Genomic DNA, 23056 nt, shown 5'->3' with positions numbered 1-23056 from the left:
CCAGGTGAGACCGGCTGGATGCGGCAGAATCGTCGGTCGTGGGGGAATTTTCTTCCGAAGCGGCGTTCACCCGTGCGGTGGCCCCGTTGCGTGCGGAACTGCGTGCGCACTGTTACCGAATGCTCGGCTCGATCCACGATGCCGACGACGCCGTGCAGGAGGCTCTTCTGCGAGCGTGGCGCGGGCTGCCTGGGTTCGAGGGCCGCAGCGCGCTGCGCACCTGGCTGTACACAGTCGCGACGCGCACCTGCCTGAACCTCATCGAGCAGCGCGGCCGCCGCGCGCTGCCGATGGACCTTGGCCCGTCGAGCGAGCAGGTCGTGCTCGAGGCTCCGCGCACCGACGTGGCCTGGCTGGGTCCGTGTCCCGATTTCCCCGCGGCCAGCTACGAAGAACGCGAGGCGGTCGAGTTGGCTTTCGTCGCCGCGTGCCGCCACCTGCCGGGCAATCAACGGGCGGCGCTCCTGCTGTTCGACGTCCTCGGGTTCTCCGCCGCCGAGATCGCCACGATGATGGAGACGTCGGTGACCTCGGTGAACTCCGCCCTGGGCCGCGCCCGCCGGACCATTTCGGCGCACGTCCCCGCGCGCACTCAGCAACAGACCCTCCGCACGCTTGGCGATGCTCGCCTCCAAGAACTGGTGACCGGCTTCGCAACCGCTCTCACCAGCGGCGATGTCGACGCCCTGGTGCGCCTGCTGACCGAGGACGTCACCTGGTCGATGCCTCCGCTGCCGCATTGGTACCGCGGCCGCACCGCCGTGGTGGAGTTCGCCTATCAGGTGCCGATGACGCGATGCCCGAGCTGGCGGTTCCGGCTGACCAGCGCGAACGCCCAGCCCGCGGTGGCGTTCTACCTCGGCGGTTCGGCGACCGCCGCGCACGAGGCGTGGTCGATCACCGTCCTGACCGTGCGCGGCGACCGGATCTGCGACCTCACGTCGTTCCTCGGCGCGGAGCATTTCCCAGCCTTCGGACTGCCCGCCTCGGTCAAGCCTTAGGTGCCGCCCGCACGTGCGCGCGCTGGCCCTGCCGTCCGATCAAACACAAATACTCCACCGGTTCCACCGACGCCGCACCGAACCAATGCGGTACCCGGGTGTCGAATTCCGCTGCCTCGCCGGGTGAAAGCGTCATGTCGTGTTCGCCGAGAACCAGCCTTAACTGTCCATTGAGGACATAAGTCCACTCGTAACCCTCATGCGTTTTGGGATCCGGTTCCTGTGGTTTCCGTTGCCCGGGCAGGATGAATTTGTATGCCTGGATTCCGCCCGGGCGGCGCGTCAACGGCAGGATCGTCATGCCGTCGGCGCAGCTGATCGGGCGGAGGTGGATGCGCGGGTCGCCGGTTTGCGGGGCGTCGACCAGTTCGTCGAGGGTTACGCCGTGTGCGCGGGCCAGCGGCAGCAGCTGTTCCAGGGTGGGCCGCCGGTTGCCGGATTCCAGGCGGGACAGCGTGCTGGCCGCGATGCCGGTCTGTGCGGCGAGTTCGGCCAGTGTGATCTCCCGTTTCCGGCGCAGTTCGCGCAGCCTCGGGCCTACTGCGTCCAGCGCACGGTCGTCGTCCATCTTCCGAGTTTGACAGATTGGCAAGATTGCTTGCCAGTCTTGTCGAAGGGTTTGCAAGCTGGCAGGGGAATCAGGAAAGGAACTCCTTGTGCCGCACGCATTCGATCAGTCTTATTGGGACGAACACTGGGCAGGCACCGCCGGGCACGCGCAGCTCGGACCGCATCCGCAGCTGGTCGAGGAGGCGGGGAAACTTCCGCCCGGGCGCGCGTTGGACGCTGGCTGCGGGGAAGGCAACGAGGCGGTCTGGCTGGCTGAGAACGGCTGGCAGGTGACGGCGGTCGACCTGTCGGAGGAAGTGCTGCGGCACGCGCGCGAACGGTCGAGCGCGGTCGAGTGGGTGCGTGCTGACCTGCTGAACTGGACCCCGGAAGGCCAGTTCGACCTCGTCACGACCCATTACGTGCACGCCGCTGGTCCGCTGTTCGAGCGGCTTGCGGAGTGGGTCGCGCCGGGCGGGACGTTGCTGGTCGTCGGGCATCATCACGGGGAAATGCATCCGCCGGAGTCGACGATCACTGTCCATGACGTCGGGCTGGATGCCGAGCAATGGGAGATCACGGTCGCGGAGAGCCGGACGAGGAAGGTTCCGGGCGGGGAATTGCACGACACGATTCTCTGTGCGCGCAAGGTTTCTTCGCCTAGCGCGTAATCGGTGGCGGTCGCGAGCGGTTCGGTAGTGCACTGGAGTGGTGGCGGCCTATGACGAGATCGCGGATTGGTACGAGGAGGAATTCCTTCGCGCCCAGCCGGTGAACCCCGGTGCCGAGGCGTTGCGGGAACTTCTCGGCACCGGCGGCGGCGTGTGCCTGGAGCTTGGCTGCGGCACCGGCGTGCACGCTGACCTGGTGCGGGAGCTGGGTTGGACGCCGGTCGGCGTTGACCTGTCCGGCGGGATGCTGCGGCATGCTCGCGCTCGGCTGCCGATCGCGCAGGCTGACGCCGCGCGGTTGCCGGTTCGGGACCGCAGTGTCGCCGCGGTGGTCGCCGTGCTGGTGCACACCGACATGCCCGCGTATTTCGCCGTGCTGCGCGAGGTCGCCAGGGTGCTGCGGCCGGGCGGAGTGTTCGTGCACGTCGGCGTCCATCCGTGCTTCTGCGGCGGGTTCGCCGACCGCAGCGATCCGGCCGCGGTGGTCGTCCGCCCTGGTTATCTCGACGGGCACTGGACCAAGGAATCGTGGACCGATCAGGGAATTCGCGACAAAGTCGGTGCGACGCACTGGCCGCTGTCCGAACTGCTGAACGGGTTCCTCGACGCCGGTCTGACTCTCGACCGGTTCGCCGAGAGCGGCACTCCGCTCCCGATCGTGCTGGCGGCCCGAGCCCGCACGCGCTGAAATTCGGATGCGTGCCGCCGGGAAGATCTTTACCCTGGCCATCGTGATACAGCACCAGTTCTACCTCTGAGGGATTACCGCCTCCACCGGTCCGCGCGCGTTCGCGGCACCGGCCCTCGTCCTTTGCTGTTCATCACGTTTCTTCGGAGGCATTTCCTCATGACATCTCCGCTTTCGCCTGCGCTCGTGCGCACGGCGCACGTTCGCCTGTCCGACGTCCACGTCAGCTTCGGCGGCCGTCCGGTGCTCGCCGGGGTCGATCTGGTCGCGGCGGCCGGCGACCGGGTCGCCGTTGTCGGCGAGAACGGGCGTGGCAAGACCACCCTGTTGCGCGTGCTGGCCGGGACTCAGCCGGTCGACCACGGCGAGGCCCGTCGCTCGGGCACGATCGGTGTTGCCGATCAGCAGATTCCCTTGGGAGGCCAGGAAACCGTCGGTGCTCTGATCGACCTGGAATTGGCTGCGGTACGGAGTGCGCTGGCCCGCTTGGAAGCCGCGACGTCCGCGCTCGCCGAAGGGCAACCCGGCGCGGACGATGCGTTTGCCGCAGCGCTCTCGGACGCCGAAGCTCTCGACGCCTGGGACGCGGACCGGCGGATCGAGGTTTCGCTAGCCGCACTGAACGCGGTCGACGATCGAAACCGTCCACTCGGGACACTCTCGGTGGGGCAACGGCATCGAGTACGACTGGCGTCTCTGCTCGGCGTGGGACATTCCGTGCTGCTGCTGGACGAACCGACCAACCACCTCGATGCCTCCGGTCTCGCGCACCTCACCGAGCAATTGCGCGCGTACCCGGGCGTGGTGGTGCTGGTGAGCCATGATCGTGCGTTGCTCGCCGATGTCGCGACGTCGGTGCTGGACCTCGACCCGTCGAGCGACGGCCGTCCGCGCGGCTATGGCGGCGGTTACTCGGCGTATGTCGAGGCCCGGCAAGCCGAGCGGGCCCGCTGGGAGGCGCTGCACGCCGGCCAACTCGCGGAACGACAGCGGCTCGCGGAGGACCTTTCCGCCGCACAGAACCGATTGCGCGACAACTGGCGTCCGGAAAAGGGCCACGGCAAGCACACCCGTGCGACCCGGGCGCCCGGCTTGGTCCGCGCTGTCCACCGTCGGCAGGAGGACCTGAACGCGCACGTGGTGGCTGTCCCGCCGCCACCGGCACGGTTCGTCATGCCGGAATTGCCGCAGCACCAGGGAACCGTCGCGCTGCGGGCCGCCGGGGTGACCGTCGCGGGACGGCTGGACGATCCGGTCGATCTGACCCTCGGCGGCGCGGACCGGCTCGTCGTCACCGGCCCTAATGGAGCTGGGAAGTCGACGTTGCTGACGGTGCTGGCCGGGGCGCTGGAGCCGACGTCGGGCACGCTCACGCACGCGAGGTCGGTGCGGATCGGCTGGCTGGGCCAGGAATCCGACCTTCCCGCGCGCCGCACCGCCGCCGAGTTGCTTGAGAAACGGTTCCCAGGCACCGACCTCGGCTTGCTCAGCGGCTACGACCGTCACCGTCCGATCGCCGAACTGTCGACCGGAGCCCGGCGGCGGCTGGATCTGGCGCTGGTCCTAGCGGCGCGTCCGCAGGTCCTGCTGCTGGACGAGCCGACGAACCACCTGTCCGCGACGCTGGTCGACGAGCTGACTGCCGCCCTGCAGGAGACCCCGGCCGCGGTGGTGGTGGCCACGCACGACCGGCAGTTGTTGCGCGACACGGCTTCCTGGCCGCGGTTGGCGCTGTAGACCGCTCCAGTGTGGCGTTGGGTGCGCTCAACGCCACACTGGACGGCAACAACCGCGAAACATCCGCGGGGCAGGCTCGACACCATGCCGCTGCTGATCAACCGAGCCGATTTCGCGGACCCGCAGCTCCACGCCTTCCTGCAGGCCCACCTGGACGACCTGGTCCCCACCGCTCCCGCCGAGAGCCGTCACGCCCTCGACCTGGCCGCGCTCCAGCGTCCGCACATCCGGCTCTGGACCGTCAAGGACGACGACCGCATCGTCGGCACCGCCGCCCTCGTGGCGCTGGAACCCCGGCACGAGGAACTGAAAAGCATGCGCATCGACCCGGCGCGACGCGGGCAAGGCATCGCTCGCACGCTCCTCGACCACCTGTTCCAGGACGCGAAAAACCGCGGCATCGAGCGCATCTCCTTGGAAACCGGAAGCATGGTTTTCTTCGCCCCGGCCCGCGCGTTGTACCTCCGAGCGGGCTTCGCCCCATGCGCACCGTTCGGCAGTTACCGGGACGACCCGAACAGCACCTACCTGTCGCGCCAGATCTGAACCCGCTGTCAGCGTTGACGTTGCCCGCAACCCGGCATCACTCTCGCCTGGCCGCGATCCCGTCGTACATCATCCGCCGCACGGCCTCGCTCAACCGGCGCTGTTCGTCGGGGTCCGGGTTGCGCAGCGAGGCGATCGCCGACGCCAGGATCATCCCGTTGATCGCCCGCGCGCTGTTGTCGACGTCGAGGTCCGCGCGCAGGTACCCGAGCTCCACGCCGTGTGACAGGTACGCCGCGGTCAGCTCGGTGGCCAGCTCGAAGAAGTCCAGCACCCGGGCCGCCATCGCTTTGTCGATACCGGCGGCTTCGAACAGCAGCAGCCGCGGGACGCGCGGGTCCTCGCCGAAGATCTGCGCGAGCGCGTCGCCGATCCGGGCGGTCTGCTCGCGGTAGGCGTCCAAAGTGGACACCGCGTCCGGCGCGTTCTCCGCGGTGAGCGCGGTGACGATGCGGGCGACCAGGTCGTCGATGACGTGGTCGACGATGTCGCGCTTGTTCTGGAAGTAGCGGTAGAAGGTGCCGTGCCCGATGCCGAGCTTCGTGGCGATGTCGGAGATGCCGGTGGCGTGGTAGCCGAGATCGGCGAAGCAGTCGAAGGCCGCGTCGATGATCTCGCGGCGCAGTTCCTGCTTCTTGCGCTCGGCTCGGGTGGTGCGGGCGCTCTCCTGGGCTGTCACGCACTGCAGTGTATTGCCAAGCTCAGCAAAGTGACATACCGTTCCGTTACTGACAGGTAGTTCCGGATGAGAGGTCGGACATGGACGCGCAGTACGACGCAGTCATCGTCGGCGCGGGCTTCGGCGGCATGGGGGCGGCCATCCAGCTCCGCCGCCTCGGCTACCGCGACCTGCTGATTCTCGACCGCGAGGACGACCTCGGCGGGACCTGGCACGTCAACCGGTACCCGGGACTGGCCGTCGACATCCCGTCGTCCACCTACTCGTACTCGTTCGAGCCCAATCCGTACTGGTCGCGGCTGTTCGCGCCGGGCGCGGAGCTGAAGAAGTACGCCGAGCACGTCGCGGACAAGTACGGCCTGCGCTCCTCGATGCGCTTCGGCACGGTGGTGACCGGCGCGACCTGGGACGGGTCCAGCTGGCGGGTCAGCATCGAAGGCGGCGAGACGGTCACCGCGAAGTACCTGCTCACCGCCACCGGCTTCCTGTCGCAGCCGAAGATGCCGGACATCGAGGGCATCGAGAAGTTCGCGGGCAAGGTCATCCACACCACCAAGTGGGACGACAGCTACGACCTCGCCGGCAAGCGCGCCGCGGTGATCGGCACCGGCGCGACGGCCGTCCAGCTCATCCCGGAGATCGCCAAGGTCGCCGCGGACCTGACCGTCTACCAGCGCACGCCGATCTGGGTCAGCCCGAAGCCGGACTACGCCGTGCCGAAGCCGCTGCAGCAGGCGTTCGCGAAGCTGCCGCTGGTGCAGCGCGCGGTGCGACTGGCGGGCAGTTCGGTGCTGGAGCTGATGATGATCTCCGGCGTCGTGCAGTACCGGCAGTTCCGCGGCGCCAACCGGATCGCCGAGCGCTGGTGCCGCGCCCATCTGTACCGCCAGGTCCGCGATCCCGAACTGCGCCGCAAGCTGACGCCGGACTACTCCTTCGGCTGCAAGCGGCCGACTTTCTCCAACGACTACTTCCCGGCCTTCACCCGCCCGCACGTGCACCTGGAGACCACCAGCATCGAGCGGATCGACGAGACCGGGATCGTCACCGCGGACGGCAAGCGCACTGAGATCGACACGCTCGTGCTGGCCACCGGCTTCAACCTGTGGGACGTGAACTTCCCGGCGATCGAGATCATCGGGCGCGACGGCAAGAACCTCGGGAAATGGTGGCGGGACAACCGGTTCCAGGCGTACGAGGGCGTGACCGTGCCCGGCTTCCCGAACCTGGTTTCGCTCAACAGCCCGTACTCCTACAGCGGCCTGTCGTATTTCACGACCATCGAATGCCAGATGAAGCACATCGACCGGTTGTTCAAGGGGATGCGCGCTCGCGGCTCGGACGTGTTCGAGGTGACTCAGCGGGCGAACGACGAGTTCCTTGACCGGATGAAGCACAAGGTCGGGCATTCGGTGTTCGCGCTCGGCCAGTGCGCGACGGCCAACAGCTACTACTTCAACCAGCACGGCGAGGCGACCCTGCTGCGTCCGACGTCGACGATCAGCGCGCATCGGGAGGCGGCGCGGTTCCCGTTGGAGGATTACAGCTTCGCGTAAGCCCGGGTGATGTGCGCCGGTCAAGGGAACCTCCGGCCCCCGGTCGGCGTCGAGGTTGGCGTGAAGACTGAGCAAGACGTCCTGGCCCGCCTCCGCACGCAGGCCGAACCCGTCCTCGGCAAGGGCGCGGCGGCGCGGATTCGTGCGTTCGAGAACGGCGACCTGTACGTCGAGGCGCGGACCGCTTCCACGATCTGGGCCTGGCTGGTCGACTTCCTCCTGGTCACCGGCCTGTCGGTGGCCGCGGCGGTGGCGTACTACTTCAAGTCTTACAGCGTCGACGCCGCGGTCGGGGCGAGCGTGATCGGGATCGCGGGGCTGTTTGTGCTGCCGCTGCTGTACGGCTGGTTCTACGGCAACGGCCGCGGCCTCGGCGCGCTGTGCAACGGGATCCGCCTCGTCCGGCTCCGCGACGGCGGCCGGATCGGGCTCTGGAAGGCGGGTTGGGCGATGCTGATCCGTACGCTCGGCTTCGTGATCATCGCGCTCGGGGTGCTGAACGGCGACGTCACCGTGACGAACGGGGTCCGCACGAGCATCGACGTCCGCGAGACCGACCGGCTCCGCGCGGCCGGTTTCGTCCGGAAGCCGTGAGCGGGTACCAGGTCCGCGCGGTCGCGGACACGCCGGAACAACGGCTGCGTGATTACACCGTCCGGCTGCAGGCGATCGTCACCACCCGTCGGGTCTACCGGGTGATGACGGCCAGCCTCGCCGGGCTTTTCGGCGTCAGCGGGCTTCTGGTCGGAGTGCTGGCCCACTCCGCCGCTGGAGGTTTCAGCCTGGCGGGCGGCGGCGTTTTCTTCGCGGTGCTGTGGCTCGGCGGAGTTCTGATCTGGCGCGGCAGGCCCGCGACCGAACGGGCGTTGAACCCGGGTTCGCATCCGCCCGCCGGTCGTACGCCGGGGAATCTGCGCGGGGCTTTCTCCGCCGCGGCGGGAATGGGACTCCTCGCCGCTGTCGTATGTGGACTGTCCTTTATGTCCAGCAACCCGCCGGACGCCGTGCTGAAGCTGGCGATCATCGGGCTCGGCACCTTCGCGGTGTTCGCCGTCTTGTTCGTCCCGCCCGGATACGTCTACGCCCAGTCCGATCAGTACTTCGCGAAATGGCTCAACCGCAACCGAGCGGCTTACGAGGCGGCGGCTCGGCTGCTCTAAGGCGTGCGACGGCGCAGCGTCGCCGCCCCAAGAGCCAGCGCCAGCACCGCGCATCCCAGCACGATAAGGATGTTGCGGGTCAACGGCATCGTCCACTCCGCGCTGCGCGTCACCTGGGTGAGCGCTTCGACGGCGTAAGACAGCGGCATCACGTCCGAGATCCAATGCAGCACCCAGCCCATCTCGTCGCGCGGCTGGAAAAGCCCGCACAGCAACGCTTGCGGCAACACGAACAGCGGCATGAACTGCACGGCCTGGAACTCGCTCGTCGCGAACGCGCTCACGAACAGGCCCAGCGCCATGCCGAGCAACGCGTCGAGCACGGTGATCAGCAGCAGCGACCACACTGAACCGGAGACCGTCAGCCCGAGCCACCACAGGCTGACCGCCGTCGCGACCGCCACCTGCAGTACCGCGACCAGCCCGAACGCCAGCGCGTACCCGGCGAGCAGGTCGAATTTCCCGAGCGGCATCGTCATCAGCCGTTCCAGGGTGCCCGCGGTGCGCTCGCGCAGGGTGGTGATCGAGGCGATCAGGAACATGATGACGAACGGGAACACGCCGAGCAGCGCGGGCGCGATCCGGCTGAACATCTCGGCCGAGTTGAACACGAAGCGCAGCAACAACATCAGCAGTGTCGGCACGAGAACGAGCATCACGACGGTGCGCGGATCGTGCCGCAGCTGGGCGAGAATCCGGCGGGTGGTGGCGAGAGTGATCGAGACAGTCATCGCTGAGCCTTCACCAGGTGCAGGAACGCGCGTTCGAGGTCTTGTTCGCCGGTGGCCGCGCGCAGGGCGTCCGGCGAATCGTCGGCGAGCAGCGCGCCGTCGCGCATCAGCAGCAACCGGGTGCAGCGGGCTGCTTCGTCCATGACGTGGCTGGACACGAGAAGCGTGGTGCCTTCCGCGGCGAGCCGGTGGAAAAGGTTCCACAAATGCTCGCGCAGCAACGGATCCAGCCCGACGGTCGGCTCGTCGAGCACGAGCAGTTCGGGTTTGCCGAGCAGTGCGACGGCGAGGCTGGCCCGGCTGCGCTGACCGCCGGAGAGCCGGCCGACCAGTGCGTCGGCGTGCGAACCGAGGCCGACCTGTTCGATCGCGTCGGCCACCGAACGCGACGGCGCGCCCAGCACGGAGGCGAAGTAGCGCAGGGATTCGGTGACGGTGAGGTCGGCGTAGACGGCGGGCGTCTGCGTGGCATACCCGATCCGCTTGCGCAGCCGACGGCTTCCTGCGGGTTCGCCGAGCACCGTGACCGTGCCGCCGTGCGTGAGCTGCACGCCGACGACCGCGCGCATCAAGGTGGTCTTCCCGCAGCCGCTCGGCCCGAGCAGCCCGGTGACCGAACCGGCCTCGACGCGGAAGCTCACGTCGCGCAGCACATCCCGGCCACCGCGGACGACCCGCAGGCCGTCGATGACCACCGCAGAATTAATCATACGGTTAATTCTGCGCGCGCGGAATTTCCCTGTCAAGCGCGGGGCGGGCACCGCTCGAAGGCGGAGTCGGGCGCGTGGCTGGGAAGCGCCCCAATGTGGCATTGGGTGCATCTGACGCACCCAATGTGGCGTTCGGTGCGTTGAGCGCACCCAATGCCACATTGGGGCGGGCGGGACCTAGGGCCGGTCGATGTATTGCTGCACGGCGGGCGCGATCAACGCGAGAACCTCGTCATGGCTGGCGCGGGCGAGCGGATCGACCTGGATGACATAGCGGACCATCGCGAGCCCGACCAGCTGCGCGGCGATGCCGGTGACCCGCAGCGGCGGGATGTCGAGGGCGCCGGCGATCTTGTCCAGCAGCGCACCCTGGATGAAGCCGCGCAGCATGTCCGCGGCCTGTTCGGTGGTGGAGACCGACCGCAGCACGCCGAAGAACCCGTCGCGCGAGACCGGAGTTTCCCAGAGGGTCAGGAACAGCCGCACGAGGCGTTCGCCGACGTCGGAGCGCGGGCCGTCGAGGATCGCGGCCACCACGACGCCGGGGTCGACCGGGAGGTGCAGCGCGGTCGCGAAAACCTGGTCCTTGCTGCCGAAGAAATGGTGCACGAGCGCGGGATTCACACCCGCCTCGGCGGCGATCGCGCGGATCGTCGCGCCCTCGTACCCGTTCCGGCCGAACAGGTCCCGCGCGGCGGCCAGAATGGCCTCCCGCGTTTCGGTCTGCCCGGGGCGGCGTCCCGTCCGTGCCATCGGCGTCCTTTCGTCCTCCCCAGTATCGCGGGACCATGGGCGGTACAGCTGGCTGTACCTGACCTTTACCCCGCGCGGGATCGCCGGTCGTCCCGCCGGGGCCCTAAATTCGGCAATCCGGGAGGACCGGCGGCAGGGGGAGAGTGCGATGAACGGGGCGGCGGTGCACGAGGAAACGGTCCGGGTGCTGATTCAAGCTTCGGATCCGCTTACCGAGACGGGGATCCGGAGCTGGCTGCAGGCGAGAGCCGAGTTTTCCGTGGTCACCGACGAGGTGGACGTCATCATCGTCGCGGCCGAGCTGCTGTCGGTGGAGGCGACGTCCGCGTTGCGCGGGCTGAAGGCCACTGTGGACGCTCCGGTGGTCCTGCTCGTCGACGAGGAGACCGCGGGCGCGGCGGTGCTGACGGCGGTGGAGTGCAACGTGGTCGCCCTGCTGAACCGCGAGCGCACGTCGAGCGAGCAGCTGGCCGCCGCGGTGCTGACCGCTTCTCGCGGGGGCGGAATCCTGCCCCCGGCGGCGCTGGGGACGCTGCTCAGCCATTGCCGCCGTCCGATGGATCCGCGGCCGAAGCACAGTTCCGGTTTGACGCAGCGGGAAATCGACGTGCTGCGCCTGCTGGCCGACGGCCTCGACACCGCCGAAACCGCGGAGAAAATCAACTTCTCCGAGCGCGCGGTGAAGAAGGTGATCCACGATCTGTCGCAGCGGCTGGAGCTGCGCAACCGGACGCACGCGGTCGCCTACGCGCTCCGCAACGGCGCGATCTGAAGCGTTCAGATGATGCCGGTTCGCAGCGCGTACGCGACCGCGTGCGAACGGTTCCGCAGATCGAACCGCACCAGCAGGGTGCTGATGATGTTCTTGATCGTCCGCTCCGAATACGACATCCGGTCGGCGATTTCGACCGTGCCGAAACCGTCCGCGAGCAGGCCGAGGATTTCCACCTCGCGGCTCTGCAGCCGGTGCCGGTCGAGGAAACCCCGCGGATAGCGGGCCTCGCCCTCGCTGGCGCGGAACTCGTTCGTCAGCCTCGTCGCGCGGACTTCCTCCGGTTCCGCCGCCGGCACCCGGGCGGCCAGCGCGTCGAGGATTTTCTCGCGCGTCGCGGAACCGCGGTACAGCACGGCGGACAGGCCGAAGCCGCCGAGCCTGCTCAGTTCGGCCTGGTCGAGCCGGTCCGCGACCAGCACCGCGCGCACGTCCGGCGCGAGCGCCGCCCGGCGGATCCGTGCGAGGTCGAGCAGGGTTTTCTCGCGGACCTCCTGCACGATCACGAGCAGGACGTCCGCGCGCGGGACCTCGCCGGCGGCCATCACGGCGTAGCGGGGCGTGCCGCGCAGGTAGGCGGCGGCGCCCTCGCCGCTGATCGGGTCGTTGGCGATGATCGCCACTCGTTCGGGCAATGCGCTCATGTCAGCTCACAGACCAGTCGTTCCCGGCGGCAGCGCCGCGCCCTCCGCCTCCGCCGAGGATCCGCGATTCGGCGCGCGACATCGATCCCCCGCGCTGCCGGGCCGCGGTAGTGCCTGCGGTACCCCGGCGGCCAGCGCTAGTTAAGAACTTAATCGAACGTTAGTACTTGTAACCGTAGTTGCACCATAGCACTAGACGGGAGTCCAGTGTCTATATTTGCCCGCACGACCGGGTGGCGTTCACGCGGTCGTGCGGGCTGCCCTGAGCGCTCAAGCGAGGGCCTGCGCGGGAGGAAGCCGCGCGGCCCGCATCGCCGGATACGCCCCGGCGATCGCGCCGACCGCGGCCGAGACCGCCACCCCGCCAGCGAGCGCGACCGGCGGCAGCACCGCGGGCCAGCCCTGGCTGAGCGCGTAGCCCGCCGTCGCGCCGACCCCGAGCACCACTCCGACCAGCCCGCCCAGTCCGGACAGCAGCACCGATTCGGCGAGGAACTGCCCTCGGATCTGGCCTCTGGTCGCGCCGAGCGCGCGGCGCAGCCCGATCTCGCGTCGGCGTTCCAGCACTGAGATCACCATCGTGTTCGCCACGCCGACGCCGCCGACCAGCAGTGCCACCCCGCCGAGGCCGAGGAACAGCGCGCCGTAGGTGTTCTTCGTCAGCTGCTGCGCGGCGAGCGCGTCGGACGGCCGGTCGACCGCGACCTCGTTCGGCGCGGCCGGGTTGATCGTCGCGGCGAGCACCGAGCGCACCGCGTTGACCTGGGATTCCCGCGCGCGCAGGTACACCGTGCTGGGGTGGCCGTCGAAGCCGAAGACCTGCTTGGCGACGTCCCAGCCGATCAGCACCGAACGTTCGACCTCCGGCGCGAGCGGCATCGGGGCGAGAATCCCGACGACGCTGAACCACGCCGAGCCGATCAGGATCTGCGGCGGCCGGGCGGGGTCGAGGTGGTCGATCCCCAGCCGCGACGCCGCTTCCGAGCCGAGCACGACGGCCGGGAACCGCTGGTTCGCCGGGCTGAGGAACGTCCCCGTCCGGAGCTTCCCGCCGAGCACCGGCAGCAGATCCGGCCGCGCGGCGAACACCGAGACGCCCGCCGAATCGTCCTTGCCGACGCGGTCGTTGCGGTACACCTTGGCGTTGACCTTGCCGACCTCCACCGCTCCCTCGACCGGCGCGATCCGCCGCACCATCGGTACCGCCGAGTCCGGGAGCTTCGCCGAGCCGCCCATGAGCGTCTGACCGGCTTCGGCGCGGAGCAGGTTGGTGCCCATCGCGGCGAGTTTGTTTTGCAGTGCTTGGTCTGCCGACGCCGGGATGGCGAGTACCGCGACCATCGCCGCGACGCCGATGGCGATGCCGAGCGCGGACAGCATCGCGCGCAGCGGGCGGGTGCGCATGCCGTGTGCGCCAAGGGAAAGCAGGTCGGCGGGACCGAGCCGGTTCGGGCTGGGCGGGGCTGGTGCTGGCGCTGGCGCGGTCATTGTGCTGCTCCCGCGAGATCGGCCGCGCCGGTGTCGAGGCGCAGTTCTCCGTCGAGGATCTCGATCCGGCGGGGCATTCCGGCGGCGATCTCCCGGTCGTGCGTGATGAGCACGACCGTGGTGCCCGCGGCGTTGAGCTCCGCGAGCAGCGACAGCACCGCCGCGCCGTTGCCGGTGTCGAGGTTCCCGGTGGGTTCGTCGGCGAGTAGGATCGGCGGCGTGTTCACGACCGCGCGCGCGATCGCGACCCGCTGGCGTTCGCCACCGGAGAGTTCGCCCGGCAGATGCCCGGCGCGATGGCCGAGCCCGACCCGGTCGAGCGCCTCGAGCGCTCTTGCGCGCCGTTTCCGCTTCGGGACTCCGCTGTACAGCAGGCCGCTGCACACATTGCCCACCGCGGTTTCGCCGTCGTCGAGGAAGAACTGCTGGAAGACGAATCCGATCCACCGCGAGCGCAGCGCGGCGAGTTTGCGATCGGATAGCTGCGCGACGTCGTGTCCGCGAATTTCGATGCGGCCTTCGGTCGGCCGGTCGAGCGTGCCCATCAGTTGCAGCAGCGTGGATTTGCCCGAGCCGGACGGCCCGACGATCGCGACCATCTCGCCGTCCGAAAAGGACAGTGAGACATTCCGCAGCGCGGGCACGTTTCCGCCGTAGGTGCGCGACACCCGATACGCGGCGAGCACGGGGATCATGACGTGGTCACCACCTTTTGGCCCGCGTGCAGCCCGGGTGCCTTGATCTCGACCTGACCATTGCTGAACAGCCCGGTCTCGACGCCGACCAGCCGCCGCTTGCCCTGCTCGTCGATCTCGACCGCGTACCCGCCCTCGGCGAGCGCGACCAGCGCTCCGACCGGGACCACCAGCACGTCCTGGTGGACCTGCTTGGTGAACCGCACAGAGACCGGAACGTCGATGACGTCGCCGGTGGCGGCCGGGTCGTCCATCCGGATCTGGACGGTGACCTTGGCCTTGCCGTTCTCTTTGTCCTCCGCGGCGGTGTTGCCGACGTCGGTGACGGTGCCGGTCAGCGTGCGGCCGTTGAGCGAGACCGACACCTTCGCGTCCTTGACCGCGACGCTCTGCTTGGTCGCGTCCAGTTCGGCTTCCACGACGCGTGCCGTCCCGGTGTACTTGAAGATCTCGCCCGCGCCCGGCCCGCCGAGTTGCCCGGTCACCGCCGACACCCGGATCTCGCCGGTAGCCAGCAGGACGTCGGCGGGATCGAAGGACCCGGTCTGTTCCAGGCCGAGCGACTTCTGCCACCGCTTGAGCGCTGTCGCGGTCGCTGAGGTGAACTTCTCGTCAGGAGTGCCGAAACCGCTGTACCCCAATGCTTTCAGGTTCTCCTCAAGCTCCTTGACGTCCGGTCCCTTGTCGACGCGGTCGTTCAGCACGCGATAGAACGGCAGATTTCCGTAAAACAGCGGCACCGACTTGGCGTCCACTGTGTACGCCGTCTTGCCGCGGCCGAGTACATCGCCGCGCGAAGGCAGCCACGTTAGTGTGCCGTTCTTCTTGCCGCTCAGCGTGGATTCCTTGCCGTAGCCGAGTTTCCCGGTCGCGTTCTCCTCTTCCTTCAAGTCCGATTTGGCCACTTCGGCGGTCGCCACCGGTTTCGCCGCCGCGGCCGGTTCGCCGCCGGAGGCGACGTGCGTCAGCACTACCGCCGAGGTCGTGCCGACCACGACGACAGTCGCCCCCGCGGCGATGATCCAACGTGCTCGTTTTCCGGTCACTTTCCGGCCATTCCCATTCCGCACGCCTTGAGCGCTTCCTCGAATTTGGTCCCGTCGTCCTTCATCGGCAGCGCCCGCGCCCCGCCTTCCGCGTCGGGGTCCGGCATGTCGACGCCGTGCTCGCGCATGCATTTGGCGTCCTTGCGCGCCTTGTCCATCTCCTCCGGCGTCAGCTTCTTCGGCACTCCGCCGCCTGGCAGCAGCTTCTTGCAGGCGTCGAGTGCCGCCGTGGTTTTGGGGTCGTTGGAGAAGTTGATAGTCGGCGCTTCGTTCTCGCCCGGATCCGGCGTGTCGACGCCGTGTTCGCGCATGCATTTCGCGTAGTTGCGCATCGCGTCCCGGTCCGCCGCGGGATCGGTTTTCCCGGCTGCGGCACCCGGGTCCGAACTCGCCTTCGGGCTGGAGATCGACGGCACCTGCGGCGCGGTGTCCCCGGACGAACACCCGGTGAGCAGCGCCAGTGCCAGTCCGGCCCCGACGGCCGCCAGACGTGCTTTCCGCATCCGATTCTCCTTCGCTCGAGCGGGTGGTTCCCGCCGGTGGCCAAGTAGTACCGACGCGGCGATACAGGCCCGTTAAGCGATCTTGTTTATCCTCTCCTTATGCCCGGATCCGACAGACTGTCGGCAGCGACGACCTTGGAGGATCCTTGGCCGAGAAGAACGCCGACGCGCGCCGGGGCCCGCTGCGGCTGTCCGTGCGGACCCGGCTGACCGCGCTGTACGGCGGGTTCTTCCTGCTGGCCGGAATCGTGCTGGTGGTGGTCACCTATGTCGTCGTCAGCAACGAACTGCCCGCGCCCGCGCAGTATCTCGGCGACGGAGTGTCGCTGAAACTGGGCCAGGCGATGTCCGCCGACGCGCTTCCTGCCGACGCGACTTTCAGCGCGATCCCAGCGGATGCCGCTTCGGCTTCGGCTGAGCGGGTGGCCACGGCCGTGCTCACCGATTACCGCAGTTCGACAATGTCCACTTTGGTCCTCGCGTCGGCGATCGCGCTGGTGGTGACGGCGGCGCTGGCATTGCTGTTCGGCTGGTTCATGGCCGGACGCGCGCTGCGACCCCTGCACACCATCACCTCGACCGCGCGGCGCCTCGAAGCGGGAAAGCTCGATCAACGGATCAACCTCGACGGCCCGCGTGATGAACTGAAGGAACTCGCCGATACTTTCGACAGCATGCTGGACCGTCTAGCCGGTTCGTTCGACAGCCAGAAACGGTTTGTGGCCAACGCTTCGCACGAGTTACGGACGCCGCTCGCGGTGCAGCGCACGCTGATCGAGGTCGCGCTGGAGAACCCCGATGCTGGGCCGGTGCTGACCAAACTTGGTGCGCATCTGTTGCAGACGAACGAACGCAGCGAACGGCTGATCGAGGGACTGCTGGTGCTTGCCCGCAGCGATCGCGGCCTCAGTGCTCGGGCACCGGTGCGACTGGACAAAGTGGTCCGTTCGGTCGTGAAACTCACTGCCGCGCAGGCGAAGGAGGCTGGCGTGACAGTGGAAACCCGCCTGCGCGCGCGGACGGTGATCGGCGATGCGGTGCTGCTCGAACGGTTGGTGCTGAATCTGGTGAGCAATGCGATCAGCTACAACGTTCCGGATGGCTGGGTGTCGGTGACGATTGGTGCGACGCCCGCGTTGAGTGTGCGGAACTCCGGGTCCAATGTGGACGAGGCCGCAGTGCCGGGCTTGTTCGAGCCGTTTCGACGGGGAAAACCGGATCGCACCGGTGCGGCTGACCACTCCGGGCTGGGGTTGTCGATCGTCCGTTCCGTCGCCCGCGCACACGACGGTGATGTATCGGCGCGGGCCAACCCGAACGGCGGGCTGACCGTCGACGTATACCTGCCTGCCTGATCCTTATCTTCTCTTTATCGCCATTCAAGGCATGATGATCGAATGCGGGTACTGATTGTCGAGGACGAGCCGCTCCTGGCGGATTCGATCGCCGAGGGGTTGCGGCGCCATTCGATCGCGGTGGACGTCTGCTACGACGGCGGCGAGGCGCTCGAACGGGTCGCCGTGCACGCCTACGACGTCGTCGTCCTCGACCGGGACCTGCCGACCGTCCACGGCGACCAGGTGTGCGCGGCGATCGTCGACGCGGGCGGCGAGACCCGGGTCATCATGCTCACCTCCGCCGCCGACGTCACCGATCGCATCGATGGTCTGAACCTCGGCGCGGACGATTACCTGACCAAACCGTTCGTGTTCGCGGAATTGGTCGCCCGGGTGCACGCGCTGGCTCGCCGCGCGCGTCCGGCGTTGCCGCCGGTGCTGGAGGCGGCTGGGCTGGTGCTGGATCTGCCGAGGCATCAGGCGTCCCGCGACGGCCGGTTCTTGCCGTTGTCGCCCAAGGAGTTCGCGGTGCTGGAGGTCCTGATGCGCGCGGACGGGACGGTGGTGAGTGCGGAGCAGTTGCTGGAGAAGGCGTGGGACGAGCACGCCGATCCGTTCACGAACACGGTGCGGGTCACGGTGATGACGTTGCGCCGGAAACTCGGGTTGCCGCCGGTGATCGAGACGGTCGCGGGGGCTGGGTACCGGCTGGCCTGATCCGGGGCCGGTCCCGAATCAGGCCAGCATAGCTGCGGACGGGACGCCATCGGCCGGACCCTCGTTCTTCTCGGCGTGGGCAGCAGCCTGCTGGCGGTCGTGGTCACCTTCGTCGTCGCGTCCGTCCGGGTGCACGGCGGCTGGGGGTGTGGACCCGATCCTGCTCGCGCCACCTCCTAGACGGTCTTGAACGTGGCCATCATCCCCATGTCCTCGTGTTCGGCATTGTGGCAATGGAACATGTACCGCCCGCGATAGCCGTCGAACCGGGCGATCACCTCGACTGCTTCGCCGGGCTGAAGGTCCACAGTGTCCTTGCGGCCCGCGTCGTGCGGAGCGGGGTCCTTGCCGCCGCGGGAAAGCACCTGGAAGTGCACCAGGTGCAGGTGGATCGGATGGTGCAGATCCGCGACGAAGCGCCAGATTTCGATATCGCCGAGTTTCGGCTGGGCCGCGATGCGCGTCGGAGTGAAAGCCTCGCCGCCGATGGTCCAGCCGTGCCTGCCGTTGAACTGTCCACTTCGGAAGGCGAACTCGCGCGTCACTGTCGCTTGTGCACGATCAAGGCGCTCCACTTCGGACAGTCTCGCCGGGATGCGGCTGTCGTCCTTCGCCCGGCGGACGACGCGGAAGCGCATGACCTGCGCGGTAGTCCCGGTGCCGAGACGGTTGATCAGCGTCACCTCGGTACCGACTGGATAGGTGCCGAAATCGACCACCGTGTCGTACCGTTCGGCAGGCGCGATCGGCAGATGTTCGTGGCCGCGCGGGGCGTTGAGCAAGCCCTGATCCGAGCCGATTTGCGTGAACGCGGGCCCGTTCGGCGGCGGCGGGTCGAGCGCGAGGTCGTAGCGGCGGGCGTTGGAACCGTTGAGGAAGCGCAGCCGATATCGGGTCGCGGACACTTCCGCGACCGGCCATGGTGCGCCGTTCACCAGCAGCACGTCACCGAGAACCCCTGCGGCGTAAGCATCTTCCACGCCGGGCACGGTTCGCAGCGATGGGTCGAGCGACGGGTACCGCATCGATCCGTCTTCGGCGAACGCGCGGTCGGTGATCATCAGCGGGATCTCCCGCTCGCCGCGCGGCAGCGGCAGGTCGTCTTCCTCGGCGTCGCGCACGATGTGCAGTCCGGCGAGCCCGCGATACACCGCCGGGCCGGTGAAATCCATCCGATGGTCGTGATACCAGAGCATCGCGGCCTTCTGCTGCAACGGATACGTGTACTCGCGGGTGCCGGTGGTGACGACGGCGTCCGGATCAGCCATCCCCGAATGGCCGTGCCCGGCGCTGGCGAGGTACCGGCCGTCGGCGGGCAGGACGAGGTCGGTGGCGTATCCGTCGGACTCCGGCGGTGTGCGGCCGCCGTGCAGGTGCACGACCGTCGGGACCGGAAGTTCGTTCCGGTGCCGCACGATCGTGGTCCGGCCGCTCCGGGATTCGATCGTCGGACCGGGAAAAGTTCCTTGGTAGCCCCAAATCGGCGTGCGCAGCCCGGGCAGTATCTCCGCGGTGCTTGCCCGCTGGACGATCTCGTACCGGTCGACGCCGCCGTCGCGCGATACCGGCTTCAGCACCGGCGGCAGCGGCAAGGGGACCTGAAACGGTTGCGGCAGCGGCACTTCGCTGGTCAACAGCTCGCCGGTCGCCGCAGCGGGCCGCAACAACCGCGGTGCGACGAACCCGGCAGTGAGCAGCGCGCCGGCACCGCCCGCCAGCCCGAGAAACCGGCGTCGCGACATCCCGCTCATCGCCGCGCCCCGGTCCGCCAGATGCCGAACAACGTCCCGAGCGCGATCGCGACCAGCGCGACGCCGAGTGGAATGTGCAGGTCAAGCGCACCGGCCAAGCCCGCGAAGTACTGCGCGGTCTCGCCGCCGGCCAGCAGCAGGCTCGCCCAGAACGGCCACTGGACGCCGCCGCGCCACCAGTACAGCGCGGCGGGCACGAGCTGTGCGAGCGCGATCGTCGACACGATGTTCGCGCCGAGTTCGTGCAGCGCCAGCATGCCGTAATCGCCGATCAGATACCGTCCGGCGAATACCGGCTGGCCCAGGATCGCGACGGCGTGGAGCGTCACGAAGACCCGCAGCACCACCAGCAATGTCCGCCCGCGTGTGCGGGCCATTTCGGCCACTGTTCCCCCTTGTGCGCGTGAATCTTCCCCCGAACAGACGCTAGGCTGAACTTCTCATGCCGTCCAAGACCAAATACGGCATATACTCATGACCTCGGAGCTATGAGATGGACCTGCTGCAGCTGCGCTACTTCCAGGCGGTCGCCTACCGCGGCCACCTCAGCCAGGCCGCGGCCGAGCTGCACATCGCGCAGCCGTCGCTGAGCCGGGCGATCGCGCGGCTGGAAGCGGATCTCGGCGTGCCGCTGTTCGAACGGGCCGGTCGCGGGCTGCGGCTCAACCACTTCGGCACCACGTTCCTGCGCCGCGTCGACCGGGCCCTGCGCGAGCTCGACGACGCCCGTCAGGAACTCGTCGACCTGGCCGGTCTGGACCACGGCCGGGTCGCCGTCGCGTCGGAAACCCTGCTCACGCTCACCGGCCTGATGAGCGCCTTCCGCGCGGAGTACCCCGGCATCGAGCTGCGGCTGTACCAATCCTCGGCGGAAACCATGGCGCAGCAGCTGTGCGCGGGCGAGGTCGATCTGTGCTTCGCCTCGCAGCCGCTGCTGCAGCCCGGCTTGCAGGCTAAGGAACTGCTGCGCGAGGAGGTGCTGCTAGCCGTACCCGGCACGCACCGGCTCGCGGGACGGAAACTCGTGCGGATGGCGGACCTCGAGAACGAGCCGATGGTGACCACGAGGCCCGGCTACTGGCCCCGCACCCTGGCCGACCGCCTCTTCGCCGAGGCCGGTCTGGAACCCCACTACTCCTGCGAGAGCGACGAACCCGGCGCGACCGGCCAACTGATCGCGAGCGGTCTGGGTATCGGTTTGGTCCCGGAGGTAGCCCGACAGGCTGCCAAGGACGAGACGGCCGTCGGGCTGCGATTGGATGTTCCGGATTGCTACCGGACGCTGACCGTGGTGCAACGTGCGGACACGTATGTTTCCGCTGCGGCACAACGGCTGACCGAGTTCTCGACTGCTTACTTCGCGGCCCGCCGACGCTCCTAGCCCGCAGCTCAGCTTCGTCGCCCCGGCTCATGATCTTGACTGATCGCCCAAGACCGCTGTCTTCGTGTACATGACAGCGGAGCCGCTCGGAGAGCTTTGCCGCCGCGCAGTTCCCGGCACTCAGGAAGGGCATACCGCAGGCATGACGGCTTTCGAGCCTCCGAGGCGAAGAGCGTGCAGAATCCCGTGCTGGGACGTTCGGGCAACGAATGACAGAAATTCGGGCATTGCCGGGTCGGTAAATTATTTCCCGTGTGGGACTTTCTCTGGTTGAACTATTTCTCCCAGGTCTCGTCCCCGGGCGTCTCTCGTTGGCTTTCCGTGGTCAGCCGTTGATCAGTCGATCGTCAGCGAATAGGTCGAGCATCATAGTCATGGCCGCTATGGAGGTCGTTCGGGAATGCGTGCAAGTGGTCACGACGCTCGCTGTCGTGTTCGTGATCGGCTGGCTGGGCCGGCTGGCGGCGAGAGTCCTTCGGCAGCCCGAGGTCATCGGCGAGATCGTGGCCGGTCTCGCGGCTGGACCCGCCGCGGTCGCGTTGCTGGGGCCGAGGTCGTTCAGCACAGTTCTTCCCGACTCGGTTCTGGATGTTTTGAAGCTGTTCGCGGACATCGGTTTGGTGCTGTTCCTGGTCGGGTTGACGCACCGGCTGCACCACAGCGGGCAGCGACTGCACGGCCGGACTACGGGATGGACCGTGGCGGGAGGCCTCGTGCCGGCCTTGCTGGCGGGCGTGCTGCTCGCCTGCTGGATCCTCTTCGCTGAGGACGGTGCGGTTCGGGGGCACGCGTCCTTGCCTTCGTTCTTGTTGATGTGTGCGACCGCCACCTCGATCACGGCAGTGCCTGTGCTGGCGAGAATGCTTGCCGATTGCGGGCTGACCGACACGGTGGCCGGGGGCCTGGCAATGACGGCGGCAGTCGTCATCGACACCTTCGGCTGGCTGCTGTTGTCGATCTCGGTCGGGCTGAACTCCGGCGAGATGAGCGGCTTCTTCCGGGTCATGGCGGTGCTGGCCGGAGGTGCGCTGGTGGCGTTTCTGGTGCGGCAGGCGGCTCGGACCAGAGCCGCGAGCGTCCTGTGCACGCGGATGCCGTGGTCGACCTCTGTGCTGCTGGGGGCCGCCGCGATCGCCATGGGGCTGGCTGCGGAGAGACTTGGTCTCACTGCGGTGTTCGGTGCGGTCCTGATCGGGCTGGCCATTCCCGCCGAGCGTGCGGACGCGCCGTGGGCCAAGCGGGTCGTCCCCATAGGCAAGGCGGGAAAGGCGTTCCTCCCGGCGTTCTTCGTCGTCACCGGAATCACGGTGTTCGCGCGAGGGGTTTCCGCCCTGCACTGGCCGTTGATCGTCGTCGCGATCGTGCTGGCGGTGGTGGGCAAGGGCGGTGGGAGCTATCTCGGGGCGAGGCTGGGCGGCGAATCCCGGCACACTGCGCTTCGAGTGGGAGTTCTCATGAATATGCGAGGTCTTACTGAGCTTATCGTTCTCAAAGTCGGCTTCAGTGCGGGAATAATCAGTGCTCCGCTTTTCGTGGCGCTGGTGATCATGGCGGTGGCGGTCACAGTGCTGACCGGTCCGTTGTTGCGCCTGCTGGAGCGCCGGGTTCCTGCCCCGGCGGACGCGACACCCGAATAGTCCGCCGAAGCGGGAAGCGGGGAAATCTTCTGCATCACAGGCAGGAGCGACCGCGCGGGGACTTCGTCGCAGGGGACGGAACCTGTTCTGTGGCAGGGATTTCCGGTGAAGGATTTAGCTACTCCGGATTGTTTGCGCACATTCGGTCGAGGTCGAGATCAATACGATCGAGCCGTGGGTAATCGGCTGGTCACTACCGTTGACCGGAATTACTTTCAAGTAGGTCTGGATCGCTGCCCCTGGTTTGTGGTGAGGTGGGGAACGGGATTGGCTGGAGGTGTGCAGGGGACTCCTTCCGGCCCAC

General features: G+C 68.1%; 25 protein-coding genes. 13 read left to right on the top strand and 12 right to left on the bottom strand.

What is annotated here, in order from left to right:
• The first annotated feature begins 38 nt into the window (after nt 1-38).
• The gene (locus ACWDNU_RS13565; RefSeq protein ID WP_449669027.1) at nt 39-1001 is read left to right on the top strand and encodes a sigma-70 family RNA polymerase sigma factor; all 963 of its coding nucleotides are present in this window, start codon (nt 39-41) and stop codon (nt 999-1001) included.
• On the opposite strand, the gene ACWDNU_RS13560 is transcribed toward ACWDNU_RS13565, so the two are convergent.
• The gene (locus ACWDNU_RS13560) at nt 991-1569 is read right to left on the bottom strand and encodes an XRE family transcriptional regulator (RefSeq protein ID WP_449669026.1); all 579 of its coding nucleotides are present in this window, start codon (nt 1567-1569) and stop codon (nt 991-993) included. The two genes, ACWDNU_RS13565 and ACWDNU_RS13560, sit on opposite strands and share 11 nt — an antisense overlap.
• 88 nt (nt 1570-1657) lie before the next feature.
• Here ACWDNU_RS13560 and ACWDNU_RS13555 point away from each other — a divergent pair, with 88 nt between their 5' ends.
• The 4 genes from ACWDNU_RS13555 to ACWDNU_RS13540 all read left to right on the top strand — a co-directional run bounded on the left by ACWDNU_RS13555 (nt 1658) and on the right by ACWDNU_RS13540 (nt 5192).
• Nucleotides 1658-2221, top strand: a complete 564-nt coding sequence (locus tag ACWDNU_RS13555; RefSeq protein WP_449669025.1) for a class I SAM-dependent methyltransferase — start codon at nt 1658-1660, stop codon at nt 2219-2221.
• A 40-nt stretch (nt 2222-2261) separates the two neighbouring features.
• Entirely contained in the window at nt 2262-2909 is a 648-nt protein-coding gene (locus ACWDNU_RS13550) for a class I SAM-dependent methyltransferase (protein WP_449669024.1), read from the top strand.
• A 159-nt stretch (nt 2910-3068) separates the two neighbouring features.
• Complete coding sequence (locus ACWDNU_RS13545; RefSeq protein ID WP_449669023.1) at nt 3069-4646, top strand: ABC-F family ATP-binding cassette domain-containing protein; 1578 nt, start codon at nt 3069-3071, stop codon at nt 4644-4646.
• 84 nt (nt 4647-4730) lie between these two features.
• Nucleotides 4731-5192: a GNAT family N-acetyltransferase gene (locus ACWDNU_RS13540; RefSeq protein WP_449669022.1), complete on the top strand. Its 462-nt coding sequence runs from the start codon at nt 4731-4733 to the stop codon at nt 5190-5192.
• 37 nt (nt 5193-5229) lie between these two features.
• Here the strand turns inward: ACWDNU_RS13540 and ACWDNU_RS13535 are convergent, their stop codons facing one another.
• On the bottom strand, nt 5230-5871 hold the full coding sequence (locus tag ACWDNU_RS13535) for a TetR/AcrR family transcriptional regulator (protein WP_116201039.1): 642 nt from the start codon (nt 5869-5871) through the stop codon (nt 5230-5232).
• An 80-nt stretch (nt 5872-5951) separates the two neighbouring features.
• Here ACWDNU_RS13535 and ACWDNU_RS13530 point away from each other — a divergent pair, with 80 nt between their 5' ends.
• The 3 genes from ACWDNU_RS13530 to ACWDNU_RS13520 are packed head-to-tail and all read left to right on the top strand — an operon-like array spanning nt 5952 to nt 8587.
• Complete coding sequence (locus ACWDNU_RS13530; RefSeq protein WP_370934448.1) at nt 5952-7427, top strand: flavin-containing monooxygenase; 1476 nt, start codon at nt 5952-5954, stop codon at nt 7425-7427.
• 60 nt (nt 7428-7487) lie between these two features.
• Complete coding sequence (locus ACWDNU_RS13525) at nt 7488-8021, top strand: hypothetical protein (RefSeq protein ID WP_449669021.1); 534 nt, start codon at nt 7488-7490, stop codon at nt 8019-8021.
• Complete coding sequence (locus ACWDNU_RS13520; protein WP_449669020.1) at nt 8018-8587, top strand: hypothetical protein; 570 nt, start codon at nt 8018-8020, stop codon at nt 8585-8587. The genes ACWDNU_RS13525 and ACWDNU_RS13520 overlap by 4 nt, the downstream gene beginning before the upstream one ends.
• Here ACWDNU_RS13520 and ACWDNU_RS13515 read toward each other — a convergent pair.
• The 3 genes from ACWDNU_RS13515 to ACWDNU_RS13505 form a co-directional block, all read right to left on the bottom strand.
• Complete coding sequence (locus ACWDNU_RS13515) at nt 8584-9318, bottom strand: ABC transporter permease (RefSeq protein WP_370934451.1); 735 nt, start codon at nt 9316-9318, stop codon at nt 8584-8586. The genes ACWDNU_RS13520 and ACWDNU_RS13515 overlap by 4 nt on opposite strands.
• Nucleotides 9315-10028 carry an ABC transporter ATP-binding protein gene (locus ACWDNU_RS13510; RefSeq protein ID WP_449669019.1) on the bottom strand — a complete coding sequence of 238 codons (714 nt, stop codon included), beginning with the start codon at nt 10026-10028 and terminating at the stop codon, nt 9315-9317. Before ACWDNU_RS13510 ends, ACWDNU_RS13515 begins: the two co-directional genes overlap by 4 nt.
• A 177-nt stretch (nt 10029-10205) precedes the next feature.
• Complete coding sequence (locus ACWDNU_RS13505) at nt 10206-10781, bottom strand: TetR/AcrR family transcriptional regulator (RefSeq protein ID WP_370934453.1); 576 nt, start codon at nt 10779-10781, stop codon at nt 10206-10208.
• Nucleotides 10782-10929: 148 nt separating this feature from the next.
• Here ACWDNU_RS13505 and ACWDNU_RS13500 point away from each other — a divergent pair, with 148 nt between their 5' ends.
• A complete protein-coding gene (locus ACWDNU_RS13500) occupies nt 10930-11553 on the top strand; it encodes a LuxR C-terminal-related transcriptional regulator (protein ID WP_449669018.1) in 624 nt (207 codons plus the stop codon).
• 5 nt (nt 11554-11558) lie between these two features.
• Here the strand turns inward: ACWDNU_RS13500 and ACWDNU_RS13495 are convergent, their stop codons facing one another.
• From ACWDNU_RS13495 to ACWDNU_RS13475, 5 genes are all read right to left on the bottom strand, one after another.
• Complete coding sequence (locus ACWDNU_RS13495; RefSeq protein ID WP_449669017.1) at nt 11559-12197, bottom strand: response regulator transcription factor; 639 nt, start codon at nt 12195-12197, stop codon at nt 11559-11561.
• A 270-nt stretch (nt 12198-12467) separates the two neighbouring features.
• Nucleotides 12468-13685 carry an ABC transporter permease gene (locus ACWDNU_RS13490; protein ID WP_449669016.1) on the bottom strand — a complete coding sequence of 406 codons (1218 nt, stop codon included), beginning with the start codon at nt 13683-13685 and terminating at the stop codon, nt 12468-12470.
• On the bottom strand, nt 13682-14380 hold the full coding sequence (locus ACWDNU_RS13485) for an ABC transporter ATP-binding protein (RefSeq protein ID WP_370934457.1): 699 nt from the start codon (nt 14378-14380) through the stop codon (nt 13682-13684). The genes ACWDNU_RS13490 and ACWDNU_RS13485 overlap by 4 nt, the downstream gene beginning before the upstream one ends.
• Complete coding sequence (locus ACWDNU_RS13480) at nt 14377-15426, bottom strand: peptidoglycan-binding protein (protein ID WP_449669015.1); 1050 nt, start codon at nt 15424-15426, stop codon at nt 14377-14379. The genes ACWDNU_RS13485 and ACWDNU_RS13480 overlap by 4 nt, the downstream gene beginning before the upstream one ends.
• Nucleotides 15423-15929, bottom strand: coding sequence for a hypothetical protein (locus tag ACWDNU_RS13475; protein WP_449669014.1), 507 nt, complete (start codon nt 15927-15929; stop codon nt 15423-15425). The genes ACWDNU_RS13480 and ACWDNU_RS13475 overlap by 4 nt, the downstream gene beginning before the upstream one ends.
• 146 nt (nt 15930-16075) lie before the next feature.
• Here ACWDNU_RS13475 and ACWDNU_RS13470 point away from each other — a divergent pair, with 146 nt between their 5' ends.
• Together ACWDNU_RS13470 and ACWDNU_RS13465 are read left to right on the top strand one after the other, a co-directional pair.
• Nucleotides 16076-17284, top strand: a complete 1209-nt coding sequence (locus ACWDNU_RS13470) for a sensor histidine kinase (RefSeq protein ID WP_449669013.1) — start codon at nt 16076-16078, stop codon at nt 17282-17284.
• A gap of 42 nt (nt 17285-17326) precedes the next feature.
• Entirely contained in the window at nt 17327-17983 is a 657-nt protein-coding gene (locus tag ACWDNU_RS13465; RefSeq protein ID WP_449669012.1) for a response regulator transcription factor, read from the top strand.
• Between the two features lie 176 nt (nt 17984-18159).
• Here the strand turns inward: ACWDNU_RS13465 and ACWDNU_RS13460 are convergent, their stop codons facing one another.
• Nucleotides 18160-19734: a multicopper oxidase family protein gene (locus tag ACWDNU_RS13460; protein ID WP_449669011.1), complete on the bottom strand. Its 1575-nt coding sequence runs from the start codon at nt 19732-19734 to the stop codon at nt 18160-18162.
• On the bottom strand, nt 19731-20111 hold the full coding sequence (locus ACWDNU_RS13455; protein WP_370934463.1) for a hypothetical protein: 381 nt from the start codon (nt 20109-20111) through the stop codon (nt 19731-19733). Before ACWDNU_RS13455 ends, ACWDNU_RS13460 begins: the two co-directional genes overlap by 4 nt.
• A 116-nt stretch (nt 20112-20227) precedes the next feature.
• Between ACWDNU_RS13455 and ACWDNU_RS13450 the strand changes: the two genes are divergently transcribed.
• Together ACWDNU_RS13450 and ACWDNU_RS13445 are read left to right on the top strand one after the other, a co-directional pair.
• Nucleotides 20228-21115 (top strand): LysR family transcriptional regulator, encoded by an 888-nt coding sequence (locus tag ACWDNU_RS13450; RefSeq protein ID WP_449669010.1) that lies wholly within the window; start codon nt 20228-20230, stop codon nt 21113-21115.
• A gap of 374 nt (nt 21116-21489) precedes the next feature.
• A complete protein-coding gene (locus ACWDNU_RS13445; protein WP_449669009.1) occupies nt 21490-22752 on the top strand; it encodes a cation:proton antiporter in 1263 nt (420 codons plus the stop codon).
• Nucleotides 22753-23056: the final 304 nt, after the last annotated feature.

The sequence above is a fragment of the Amycolatopsis sp. NPDC003676 genome (genome assembly GCF_053587275.1).
This window is presented reverse-complemented; position numbering and strand designations above follow the sequence as displayed.